2 protein-coding genes are annotated in these 13,654 nt (G+C 56.6%); both read right to left on the reverse strand.

Going from position 1 to position 13,654, the window contains the following annotated elements; translation table 11 throughout:
* Window position 1: 1 nt before the first annotated feature.
* Entirely contained in the window at window positions 2–10,486 is a 10,485-nt protein-coding gene (locus RCF31_RS25965; RefSeq protein WP_416414210.1) for a hemagglutinin repeat-containing protein, read from the reverse strand.
* 12 nt (window positions 10,487–10,498) lie between these two features.
* The gene (locus RCF31_RS25970) at window positions 10,499–12,217 is read right to left on the reverse strand and encodes a ShlB/FhaC/HecB family hemolysin secretion/activation protein (protein ID WP_416414211.1); all 1,719 of its coding nucleotides are present in this window, start codon (window positions 12,215–12,217) and stop codon (window positions 10,499–10,501) included.
* Between the last annotated feature and the right edge of the window lie 1,437 nt (window positions 12,218–13,654).

Here is a 13,654-nt window from a genome sequence, read left to right on the forward strand (position 1 = left end):
ATCACTGCGGCGAGGCGGGAATGCGCAACGCAGTACGACACAGACTCAGCGGGCAGGTATAACGCCTTTCAGCGGAGGCCACAGGCCGACTTCCCTTGGCTGGCGACTGAAGGGTAACTGACTGATAAAAAAATCCCGACCCAATGCCCCCCTGCTGCGTCGTCAGCGTGTGGGACAGGTTACTGCTGGTCTCCTTCCCTTTGCTCACGCTGACGTTCGCTGAGACAGAAAATCCGGCGCTGCCCGAACCGGCCGCAAAACCCACCCCCAGGCTGCCGCCGTGGCTTTTGCTGGTCTGGCTCTGCTGCTCGCTGTTCTCACCGGACGTCAGGCTGATATCCTGGCTCGCCGCCAGCGTCATATCCCCGCCCGCCTTCAGCTGGCTGCCCTGCACGCTCAGGTCGCCGTCAGTGGCCCGCAGCGTCATATCCTGCCCGGCCTGCAGCGAACTGCCCGCTGACGTCAGCTGGTCGGTGCGGCTTTCGGTGGTGGATTTCTGGCTGCCGTAGCTCAGCGTCAGCCCGAAGGTGTTTTTGTCCGCCGGATTATCCGACACCCCCGCCAGCCGTTCCGCCTGCGAGGCCTGGAACCCGGTCAGCGCCGCCTGCGTGCCGCGCAGCGCAGCCAGACGGCCATTATCCTCTTTCGCCGCCGCCGTCGCCTGCTGCGTGGCGGAGTTCAGCGCGCTGCCCACGGCCCCGGACAGCCCCAGCGTCAGCCCGCTGCTCTTTATCTCCGTTTTCGTCAGCGCGGTATGGCTGTTCTCTGCGGCGGTCACCGCCACCTCCCGCCCCTGAATGCTCAGGTCCTGACCGGCCACCAGGTCGCTGCCGTGGATTACCGCGTCGTTGCCCGCCTCCAGCGTCAGGCTGCCCGCACTGCTCCCGGCCACGCTGCCTTTCTTCACGTTGCTGGTGTCATCGCTGGTGAGCTTCTGCTTCGTGCTCCCCACCGAGAACCCTATCCCGCCAGTGCCGCTCAGGCCGGATTTCTTCTTCTGCGTGATGCTGACGTCATGGTCCATCTCATCGGCCGTGGTCAGCGTCAGGTCATGCCCGGCGGAGAGCAGCACATCATGCGTACCGGCAATGTTGCTGCCCGTCAGGGTCAGGTCATTGTTCGCCACCGCCGTCACCGTGTCGCCGCTCACGGTGGTGCTGACCGCCGACTGCTGCTGCGTACTGGTCTGTACCTGGGTTTTGGTGGTGGACAGGCCGTGATGCGACTTCCACTTGCTGCTGGTCTGCTGATCCCAGCTGTCCTCGCCACTTTCCAGGGTGAGGGAATTGCCTGCCAGCAGGGTGGCATCGCCGGTTGCCGTCACACTGGCCGCGCGCAGCGTCATGTCATGCCCGGCCTGCATGGCCAGGTCGCCCCCGGCGTTAGTGGTAGAGCCGATCTCCTGGCTTTCCTGGCTGCGGTCGTAATTGTTCTTATCACGGGTATAGTCAGTGGCGTGACTCGTCGTGGCGGTATCCAGCACGATGTCATTGCCCGCCACCAGGCGGGTCTGGCTGTCTGTCCCCTGGTTACTCACCACGCTGGCGGTGAGCTGAATGTCATGACCCGCCGCCAGCGTCAGCGTCCCGTTATCATTCTGAACACTGAGGCCCGCCTGTCTGTCGAGCCAGCTTTCCGTGCCATCCTGATGGCTGTCTGTCAGGCTCAGAATGTCATTTCCGGCCTGCAGCGAGAGCGCATCGCCGCCGCTAATCTGTCCGTCGCGATTGACCAAATCATTACTGGCCACCAGCTGGGTGGTACTGCCGCTGATATCACCGGTATTGAACAGGTCCGTGGCGGAGAGGGACGTCAGATCACGCCCGGTGATGGTGCCGCTGTTAATCAGGTCCCCTGCGGTATTGATTCTGACGTTATTGCCCGCCAGCAGCGTACCGTCACCACTCAGCGTGTCCGGCTGAACCCGGGCATACAGCTTCGGTATGCTCACCTGCTGCGTGCTGCCATCAGGGAGCGTGACCGTTTCATTCACCATGATCACCATGTCGCGGGTGACGGAGGCCATCTGCTCCGGGGTGAGATCCACACCCGGCGTGATATTAAACTGTTCGGTGAAGGCTTTGCCGCTGTTCAGCAGATCGCGGTATTCATCTTCATCGTTGGTGTAACCGGTCAGATAACGCTGGCCGGTGGTTTCCATCACCTGGTCGCGCACCAGGCTTTGCTCGTAATAGCCATCACCCAGGCGTTTCTGAAGCTGGTCCTGGCTGTAGACGTCGCTGCTGCTGACGGTGGTGTTGCCCTGGGTGAACTGCGGATCGGTTTCCACCAGGTACTGACTGTCGGTGCCCGGATGCAGGGAATACAGGCTGGCGTCCGGCAATTTTACCGGCCCCGTCACGCTGCGCAGCACCCACTTATCCTGAGCGGTGGAGATACTCGCAGGCGTACTGTTTTGTGCACCACTGGACGGGTCACTCTGCTGCGTGGTGGTGAGCTGTGCAGCCGGGCTCTGCGTCACCTGTGTCAGACCGCCTGAGGATGACGGATCGCTGCGTTGCGTGGCGGTTAACGGGTCATTCTGATTCAGTGCCACCTGTGTCAGCCCGCCAGCTGTATTACTGCGGGTCTGCAATGCCGTCTGCGTAACGCTGGCATTATCCGAGAGCGTATCTGCCACCGTACTGATCTGCGTACTGGTCGGTGTAGAAGGCAGACTGACTTCAATGACCTGCTGTTGTTGTACAGTGCGCGCTAACGCCACGGTGCCATTCAACGCAGCGGCTGGCGTACTGGCATTAGCAGACTGCCGCGCATCAATAGTCTGTCCCTGGCTCTGGCCCTGATTCTGCAGTTGCTGTGTCAGGTGCAGCGGAACATCAAGATCGCTGACCGGCGGCTGATAGGTTTCCGGGCCTTCATAGTGCGTCTGCTCGTGTTTTTTACGTTTCCCGGCGGTAAGGCGATTACCGACGTCGGTGATTTCCTGCCTGACGGTGGTTTCGTCATTGTTCACGCTGCCGTTAACCGTCAGATCCTGACCGGCCACCACCTGGCTGTCTTTATTGTGTAAGCCACCGTTGAGCGTTAAATCGCCTCCGCTGCGGATCAGCGCGCTGTCCTGCTGCGTCACCACCTGTTCTTTCACCGTCTGGTTGTACTGGAACACATCGAAACGGCGTCCTGCCGTGGTGACGCCGGGCAGGTTAAACAGCAGAATGTCGCTGTCATCAGGATCTTTATAGAAATAGACGTAATCATCCTTGCCATCGACGGTAACCCTGAGACGATTGCCCTGATCATCCAGCGCATAACTGCGGCCATCCGCGTCAAACACAAAATCGACGGTGTAATCATTCTGTTCCGTGCCGCTTTCGTGCGCGTTGAAGTGATAATGCACGCCGTCAGTTCTGCCGCAGGCGTCTACCCATTTCTCACCGGTGCACAGTTCAATATCCAGCACAGCCGCGGAGGTGGAGACCGTCTGCAGATCCGGGCTGACCGCTAAATGAATATCGCGGTTTTCCGTCTGACCGGCATCAATCTGCAGATTGCCCATCGCTTCAAGGGTGGCACTCAGGTTTTCAACCAGGGCGGCCTGGCCGGTCAGCGCACCGTTTGCATCCAGCGCCCCGCCGATGTGCATATCCCCCGCGCTGTAGATCAAACCGTGGTCCTGATTCAGCAGATGATCGGTCGCCAGATTAAGCTGCTCACGGCCCGCAATCGTCCCCGCTGTATCCCCTGTTTTGTCATTGGTTAACGTCCGGGCCGCGATAGTCAGGTCATCACCGTAAATGCGCCCGGTGCCGGTATTATGGAGCGTAGCGCTTTGCAGCAGCACGTTGCCGCCGTCAATCAGTCCCTGGTTGAGGATATCGGATGCGATGAGGTGCGTTGTGCCTGCATTGATCGCACCGCTCTGCTGGTTTTCGACATTACCCGCCTCCAGGGTTAACTGGCCTGTCGCGGTCAGCGCGCCGCTGTTGGTCAGCGCATTGCCATGGGTATTCAGGGTGAAGTCTTTACCCGCGGACAGTGTGCCATCCTGCGTCAGCGCGGCGGTGGTATCCAGCGTCAGGTTGCCGCCGCTGGTGATGCGTCCGGCGTTTACAATCTGGCCCACCTGTAAATCTGCATCGCCGTTGGCAACAATATCGCCATCGCTGTTATCCAGCGTCGGCCGCTGATCGGGCTGACCTATCGTCAGGCTGTTCTGCGAGGAAATCAGACCCTGCTGGTTATCAACTTGCTGACGCACATTGGCCTGTAAGGTATCGACGGCACGGAGCGCACCGCTCTGGTTATTCAGTGTGTCGGACGAGAGTGTGAGGTTTTGCGCTTCGATCCCCTGGTTGGTACCACGGGTATCATGGTTATCTATCTGCGGAGCCGTCAGGTGCAAAGTCTGACTGGCTTTAATCAGCCCCTGCTGATTCTGCACCTGTTGCAGGGCGGTAATATCGGCGTTGCCTGTGGCGAATAACATCCCGTTATTATTGGTGAGCTGATCCAGCACCGCGGTCAGATCCGTGCCTGACAGGATACGTCCCTGAGTATTGTCGGCGGTGGTTCCCTGTAACGTCAGGCCGTGGCTGCCCTGAATCACCCCCTGCGCATTGTGGAGAGCGGCGGCGTTAATGGCTAAGGACTGATCCGCAATCACGTTGCCCTGCTGATTGAGTAAATCAGACTGCTGCGTATTCAGCGTCAGATTGCCGCCCGACTGGAGAGTACCGGCCTGGTTATCCAGGGTCAGGCTGGTCAGCTGGCCGTCCCCGGTGCTGCTGATCTGACCCTGTTCATTGTTTACCGCCTGCATTGCAGCATTCAGGGTGCTGGCGGTGATCAGCCCTTTCTGGTTGTTCAGATCACCCGACGTCAGACTGAAGTCTCCGCCGGTACGCAGCCCGGTGGTGCTGCCTGCGGTATCACTGTTATCCAGTTGCTGACCCTGAGTATCGATAGTCAGCTGGCTGGCACCCTGAATTAAACCGGCGTTGTTACTCAGCTGCTGGCTGGTCAGGTTGAGGGTGTCGGCAAGCATCGCGCCGCCGCCGTTATCCACATCCCCTGCCTGTAACGTCAGGTTTTTCCCTGCACTGAGCGTGCCCTGCTGGTTATTTAACGCGCCGGCCAGCGTCAGCTGGTTATCACCCTGCGTTGACTGAATGATGCCGTTCTGATTATTCAGCGTTCGGGTGTTCAGCAGCAGATCGCCACTGCTTTGCAGCGTCCCGCCGGTATTGTCCAGGGTGCTGGAGCTGCCTGCTGACAATACTCTGATGCGCGCCAGGATCCTCATCGCCGGGTTGGTCTCCACGGTCAGCCCGCCGCCGACCGCCGTTACCCTGCCCAGCTGGTTATTGAGTGCGCTGGCATTCAGATGAATGTCTTTGCCAGCGGCAATACGCCCCTGCTGATTATTCAGTGTCTGGTTAACGGATACGGTCAGCCCGTCGCTGGCCGAGAGCAAAGAGCCACTGGTGTTATCAAGCTGATCGGCGCTGATTTGCACCGGACCATCGCCTTCCAGCGCGCCGCCCTGATTATTGATCGCCTCACCGCCGTTAATGCTCAGCGCCCCATGCTGGCTGCTGACGAGTCCGTTCTGATTGTCCAGGCTTCCGGCCTGCAAGCTGATATCCTGTGCGCTGAGAATGTTGCCCTGGCTGTTGAGCACATCCCCGGTTACCGCCAGATTATTGCCTCCTGCCACAGCCAGCACCTGACCGTTACGGTTATCCAGCGTATCGCTTTGTACGGTTACGCCATGACCACTCTGCATCACCCCGGACTGATTGTTGACCGCGCCATGGATCAGCGCGTTAAATTCCCCCTCCACACTGGTGAGCGTTCCCCCGCTGTTATCCAGTGACTGCCCGGTCAGCTGAACATCACCCTGCCCGATTATGCGGCCATTCTGGTTGCTGAGGGAATCCGCAGCGGAAACGGTTAATGGACCGCCTGAAGCCACCAGCTGGCCTCCGGTGTTATCAATGCTGCGGCCATTTAACGTTAATGCGCCCGCCGCCGCGATGGCTCCGCCCTGATTGAGCACATCCGACGCGGCCCCAAGTTGTGCGTCACCATTGAGTGCCGATAGCGTACCGGCCTGATTATCCAGGGTGGCAGCGGTTATCTGAAGATTGTCTCTCGCCAGCACCTGGCCCTGGTGATTACTCAACTGTCCCGTCACGGTGACACTGGCATCCTCACCGGCAGCGAGCAATGATCCCCCTTCATTATTCAGCGAACCGCCATTGAGGGTCAGCCCCTGGCTGCTTTGCAGTGTGCCCTGCTGGTTATCGATGTCCTGCGTGAATGTGGTGGTCAGGTTACCGCCTGCTGCACTGACCAGGCCCTGGAGGTTGGACAGAGATGTGCCCGTGAATGTTAAATCCTGGCTGCTGTCCAGCTCGCCTTTTTGGTTATTCCACGCCTGCCCCTGTGCCAGTACCTGATTGCCGCTGATCAGCCCGTTGTGGTTATCCACATCGCCCGTGGTGAGCGTTAACGCGCCGCCGGACCGGATACCACTGGTGTTATTCAGGGTATCGGCGTTGCTCAGTGCCCCGGCGTGGGTATCAATATGCAGATCCTGCCCGGACTGGATAAGCCCCTGGTCATTGGTCAGGCCGGTTGCCGAGACCTGCATGGCATCGTTCGCCAGCAGCCTGCCGGCGCTGTTATCCAGCGTGCCGGAATTAAGGGTCAGATGCTGACCGCTTTCAACGTCACCGCCCTGGTTATTCAGGGCTCCGGTCAACGTCAGCTGCGTGTCGCCCTGGGTTGAGGCAATCACTCCCTGCTGATTATTCACCTGCGCCGCGCCCAGTTGCAGCGCCTGGTCTGCCAGAATCTGCCCGGACTGGTTGCTGACCCCCCCGCTGAATGCCCCCGTGACCGCACCGCCCGCCGAGAGCAGCCTGCCGCCATCGTTGGTCAGCGACGCGGCGTTCAGCGTCATGTCCTGCTGGCTTTGTACGGTGCCCTGCGCGTTCGACAACCCGCCCGTGAGATCGACACCCGCGCTGCCTTCTCCGGCGCTTATCAGGCCAGCCTGGTTATCAAGTGACAGGCCTTTTATCGTCAGCGCATCATCCGCCGTCAGATAGCCCTGCCGGTTATTGATCTGCCCGGCCGTCAGGCCGAGAGTGCCGGCCTGGATATTCCCCGCCTGGTTATCCAGGTCACCGCCGGTAAACGTCAGGTCATGACCGGCCAGGATGCCCAGCCCGTCAACCGCGGTCTGTGAATTGTTCAGCCCGCCGCCCTGCAAATCCAGGCTTAGGCTGTCCTGGGTGGCGATCCGGCCAGCGGTATTATCGAGACCGGTGGCATTCACCGTCAGTGCAGCTGCACCTTCCAGCGAGCCGCCACGGTTATTCCACGCCTGCCCCTGCGCCTGCACCTGATTGCCGCTGATCAGCCCGTTGTGGTTATCCACATCACCCGTGATAAGCGTTAACGCGCCGCCGGACCGGATACCGCTGGTATTATCCAGGGTATCGGCGTTACTCAGTGCCCCGGCATGGGTATCAATATGCAGATCCTGCCCGGACTGGATAAGCCCCTGGTCATTGGTCAGGCCGGTTGCCGAGACCTGCATGGTATCATTCGCCAGCAGCCTGCCTGCGCTGTTATCCAGCGTGCCGGAATCAAGGGCCAGATGCTGGCCGCTTTCGATATCACCACCCTGATTATCAAGGCTTCCGGCCACCGTCAGCTGCGTATCACCCTGGGTTGAGGCAATCAGTCCCTGCTGGTTATGCACCTGCACCGCATTCAGTTGCAGCGCCTGATCGGCAAGGATATGCCCGGACTGATTGCTGACATCGCCGCTGAATGTTCCCGTGACCGTACCGTCCGCCGAGAGCAGCTTGCCGCCATCATTGGTCAGCGACGCGGCGTTCAGCGTCATGTCCTGCTGGCTTTGCACGGTGCCTTGCAGGTTCGACAGCCCGCCCGTGAGATCGACCCCCGCGCTGCCTTCTCCGGCACTGAGCAGGCCAGCCTGGTTATCAAGTGACAGGCCTTTAATGCTCAGCGCATCCTCCGCCGTCAGATATCCCTGCTGATTATTGATCTGCCCGGCAGTCAGACCGAGGGTACCGGCCTGGATATTCCCCGCCTGGTTATTCAGGTCGCCGCCGTTAAACGTCAGCGCACCCGCGCTTTGCAGGTTACCGCCGCTGTTGTCGGTGTCCCCGGTGATATGCAGGTTTGCATCGCCGTTATCGGCGCTGATAAAACCCTGGTGGCTGTCGAGGGAATTCGCGTCAATCGCCAGCCCCTGCTGGCTTTCCAGCGTTCCCCCACTGTTGGAAAGGTTGCCCGCGGTGACATCCAACTGATGGCCCACGATAAGCCCGGCGGCGTTATTCATATCGCCAGCCTGAATATGCAGGGAGCCGTCAGTACGTATCCCGCCCTGGGTCGCCTCGCTATTCCCGTTGATGAGATCACCCTGATGGGTATCTATCGCCAGATCATTGTTGCTGGCGATGCGTCCCTGCGTGTTATCAACACCACCAGTATCCAGATTAAACGCACCCGCACTTTCCATCACACCCGCAGTATTATTGAGCTGGCCGGTAAGCTGAATCTGCGCCGTACCCTGCCCGGTCTGCAGCAGATGTGCCCCCTGATGCGAAAGATTGGTGCCCTGAAGGTTGATTTGTTCGCCCTGGGTCACGCCCTGATCCAGCGTGATCTGCTGGCCGGTAATGCTCAGATCCATACCGGCCAGAATTTTTCCCTGCGTACCGGTAATGTCACCACTCCGGATAGTCAGGTTGCCCTGGTCCGTACTCAGTTGACCGCCGGTATTGGTCAGCTGGTTAGTGGAGAGACTGAAATCACCGGCTGCGGCAAGCGTTCCGCCGGTGTTGTTGATCTGCTGGCTATTGAGGGCAAAGGCATCAGCGCCCAGTTGTGTGAGTGATCCACCGCTGTTATCAATCAGATCGGGTGCGCTGATGGTCAGATTGTTTGCCGCAATCGCCCCCTGGCGACTGGAGAGCGTGTGAGCGGAAGAAAGCGTGGCCTGCTGCGCATCAACCACCGCATTGTCCGCATTCAGGTTACCCTCACGCGCCGTCAGGCTGACATTAGCGGACCGGTTCTGGCTGCCGGAGACATCCACCTCAGATCCGGACGCCACCATCGCGTCATGGCTCAGTTGCGTACCGTGGCTGACCAGCGCCCCTGAGGCGTTGAGGGTGAGCTGGCCGCTCTGCGTGGCATATCCGGTCTCATCGATACCGGCCCCCATCGCGCTCCCCGCATCGGCCTGAATATCGTGGGCATTAACCGTGGTATTTCCCCGGGCGATCAATGAGGATCCTGTCTGGCTGTGGAGCTGCCCGCTGGTATCTAACTGCAGGTTACGGCTGGCGCTTAACTGGCCCTCGTTTGAGATGTCGCCCTGGTTACTGACGCTGAGATCATTACCGGATGAGATTCCGCCTGAGTTCTCAAGCTGCCGGGTATTGACTGCGAGATCCTGCTGCGCGTAGACGGTGCCGCTGTTGGTGAGCTTTCCGTCTGCGCTGAGGGTGAAGTTTCCTGCTGTCGCCCCCATTTCACCGGCATTACGCACCCCGACACCCTGCTCAGTCCCCACCAGGGTAATACGGTTGGCGTACATCCCCCCTAACGCGGACGTGTCGAGCGCAAACTGCGGACGACCGTCCGGATCGTCGGCTTTAACCTGTGTCACCTGACCATTCGCGTCGGTCTGGTTATGTCCGAGGGTGACCTGTAAATTGTTTGCCTGCAGGCGGGCATTGACGTTAACGGCCCGGGCAATCAGCGTCGTGTAATCCTGACCGGTGCCATTCATTCCTGTGCCGCTGATGGTGATGTTGCCACGATCAACGTCATAACCTGCCACCTGACCATTTGCCAGTTGTGCACGCCCCGCCGCCAGGGTATTACGCCCGGCATTAATAAATCCGCATCCGCTACAGGTAATCCCCGCCGGGTTAGCGATAATCACATCCGCTTTGCTGCCCGCCACTTCGACAAACCCATTCAGCTGGCTGGGATTAGTGCTGTTTACTTCGTTGAGAATAACCGTTGCCGAACCGTGCGCCAGCCACGGGTTACCCGTCACCGTACCCGCCAGTTGCGTCTGCGCACCGTGCTGGCTGTTATTTAATATCGCTCCCGGCTGATTAACATCGAACTGACTGTAAGTATTGTGGGAAAGCCCCTGGCTGTTGGGCGTCTGAATATTGATGAGCGGCAGGCCGTTACCGGTCTGCATCACCGTCGGCTGCTGCCCGCCGGGCGCACTGTGATCGGGGGCAATAGTGCCTGCCTGCACACTGGTACTCACCAGCCCGCCGGCGATCCACATCGCCAGCGTTAAAGGACGCAGACCTGCCAGATAATGAGCAGCAATCTGTCCTGGCCCCCGACCGGTATCGCCACCCCGGGCGCGGGCCAGTTCAGATACCACGACCAGCATCCGGCGTGCACGATTGAAAATAATGCGGTAGCAGCGTTTATTCATCATCTGTCCCTGTATTCAGTACTGCCAGCTAAGGCTGAAGCCAAACGTCACCGGATCGGTTTTAAAACCCTGTGGTTTAGAAAGCGGAATACCGCTGAAAACGTCGTAATTGGCATGCAACGCGGCAATCGTACCGCGCAGGCCCGCCACCCCCCCGGCCAGATGCTGACCCAGCAGCGTGGAGCCATCGCTGAATCCGCCGACCTCGCCGTAATCAGCGCCAAGATAAAACTCCTGGTCCGGCAGAGGGGTACGCCACGCGAGGGTGTTTTGTACATACCAGCCGTGGCTGGCGCTCAGCATCCGCTCACCGTCAAAGCCCCGTACCGTCCAGCGGTTGCCGATGGCAAGTTGATCGGGCGAGGTCAGCGGCGTGGTACTTTGCTGACGCAGGTAGTTCATCTGATAGCGGAAATGCTGATTCCACAGTGTGAATGGCCAGTTCAGGGCGGCCGTCCAGGTCAGGATTTTGCTTTTTTCCGTGGCTCTGTAACCGTCGTCATAGCTTTCTTCGTAGGCGGGAAGCGCGCCAAACCAGCGCGTACCGTGCTGATAAGTCACACCGCTATCCAGGGTGACATCACCAAAATACTGGCGATGATCCAGCCCCAACTGCCAGGCACTGGTACGCCGCCGCTGTACGGCAATTTCGGTATCGTCGATGTAATTGCGGATTTCGCGGGCCTGCACACTGGTGTGCAGCGTGGTTTTGCCGCTGGCATTGCGCTGGATGACTCTGCTCAGCCCGACACTGAGGTTTTTGCTCTTACCGGAATAACGGATGTCGCCGTTATAGCCTGCAATGTTCTGCGTGTAGTTATTCTGGCCCGCGTTGATTTCAAACAGCCAGTAACCCAGCGGTACGGAATAGTGGCCATTGATATTTTTACTCTGCCGGCCCCCTTTAAAACCCAGATCATGGCTCGCAGAAACATACAGCAGATCGCTCAGAGCAAAGGGATTATCGAGCGCCAGCATCGCGCCCCCCTGATACCGTCCAGTGGACCGGGTACCGGAATCATCCACCCACAGGCTGGTGCGCCAGATTCTGCGCTGATGTCGGGTAATCACCACGTCGCTTTCGCCCGGGTGTTCACCGGGCACAATCTCCATACTGGCTTCCACCGTCGGCAGGCGCTGCAGGTTTTCTAATCCCTGTTCAATATCGCGCAGATCCAGCAGTTTTCCCTCCTTCACAGGCATAGCATTGTAAAGGAAGGCACGGGCATCAGACCCGTCAGCATATCGGATCCTTCCCAGGGTGCCCGGCACCATCGCCAGCCTGAGTTCGCCCTGGCTGAGATCCTGTTCCGGCACCAGGACACGGGACGTCACCCAGCCATGTGCAATCATCTGATTTTGCAGTTGGCTCATCAGTTGATTGATGCCTTTTCCCCCCAGGCAGTGGCCCACCGCAGCGTTCGCGATGTGCTGCGCCGGGAACCAGAAGGGAAACCCTTCACGGCCGATAAGCTGCACGCTTTTTATGGGAAAACAGGGTGTTTCCCGTGGAAATTCGCCATCGGGATTGGCGTTTTTTTTCGCCTCAAACGTAATATCCGGTGCCTCAGGCGTTAATTGCGCATCTCTTGCCGACTGCTGCGTTTTTATATGCTGTTGCTGCTGATCAATAAAAGGCGCAGCCTGCGTGCCGAAAGAGAGAATACTGATGCCGACGGCAATATGCCCACGCAAGCGAGTACCGACATCCCCAGCCAGGGTCAACAAATCCATCTGTTATTCCAGTAAGTTAGTTATAAATCCGATGATTTTTATAATGAGACTGATTGTTATCGATTCGAAGTCACTGTTCCTGCATTGCCCCCTGCCGAGGCAGTTTATGTAAGGATGTAGAAAATCAGCCATTAATCGACAGCACACATCAAGCCATCATTCATTAACCAAACTGATTGTAAGTTTTGTGTAAAGAAGAAAAAGAAGAATACCACCTAATCAATCGGATAATTCCTGCACACAATCAAAAACGATTAATTCACAGCGATTTATATTATGTAAAAATCGATTGTCGCCTTAACTCAAATTCCTGAATCGATATACAATTAAAATCATTGCCCACGCACTAATTGCTAAAAATCCCGCCAAGTCAATTTAATACTTTTTATCTTTTTTTCTTTCTAATAGCAACTAAAATGTAAATAGATATATTTAACTGGCTTTTCAAAATACAATGATAAAGTGCAGTATCTTCATTCAGATATTACGGCAACGCAAACCTGACCAGGTTGTTCTCTGTTGAGGGGGAGTTATGAAGTCGATAGGTGCGCAGTTTTGTACGATAAATGGAGTTAACCTGCTTAAAGGTAATCCAGCTCTGCACGTTTCATGGGAATATGAGATCCTATAAAACCTTATCCGGGGTCACACTTTTCGATTTAGTTTTATCACTGATTTAGATATCAGAATTGGTGAACCTGCCCATTAGAATCCCGCGCTTTTGACTTTTCAAACAATGGATTTATCTTTCTAATATTGAAGAATCTTTCCGAAGAGAACACCAGTACAAGCATTAAATTAATAGTATTCTGTAAAAAACCATGAGAAATATATAGGTATTATTAGATTGGATATTTGGTTAATGATGATTGTATAATAATTTTCGATAAAATAGTGATCGCTTGATTTTAACATAAATACGGATGCATAGATATTTCAACCGTTCAATTTAATATTTAAACTATAGCTGACATGTTATAAGAGGATAAAAAAACCGTTCAGGAGAGTGAACGGCCTAAGGTGTTTTAGTAAGACAAGTTATAATCATCAGTAGACGACTCATAGGATCGTATTCCATAGAGGCAGTATGAGTATTATCAATAAATGCTTAAATTTTCTGGTTGAATTTCGCTCAAAAAAAAGACCGGAAATTCCGGTCAATAAAAAAGTGATCTTTCAATAAGGGATTACCTCTCAGGAGGATTTTCAATATTACATCTCAGAGCGATGAAGAGATTATCACATGGTGCTCTAGAGAATACCAGATTGTTACAATAACAAAAAAATCGACAACAAGTGTCGATTAAATATAGGGATAGCGATTATTATGAAAGAAAAGCCGGTTAGTTCGTTGGGGATACCGGCCAATCCAAGACACATGAGGATAAATGATAGCGTTTTGATGGTACTACATCCCTAATGCTGGTATTGTCGTAA

It is taken from the genome of Pantoea sp. App145, assembly GCF_047947045.1.
In the GTDB taxonomy this organism is placed as follows: Bacteria; Pseudomonadota; Gammaproteobacteria; order Enterobacterales; family Enterobacteriaceae; genus Pantoea.

Bases quoted from the DNA above. Each gene is read 5' to 3' on its own strand.
- RCF31_RS25965 (WP_416414210.1), bottom strand. From the start codon at position 10,486: ATGATGAATAAACGCTGCTACCGCATTATTTTCAATCGTGCACGCCGG.
- RCF31_RS25970 (WP_416414211.1), bottom strand. From the start codon at position 12,217: ATGGATTTGTTGACCCTGGCTGGGGATGTCGGTACTCGCTTGCGTGGG.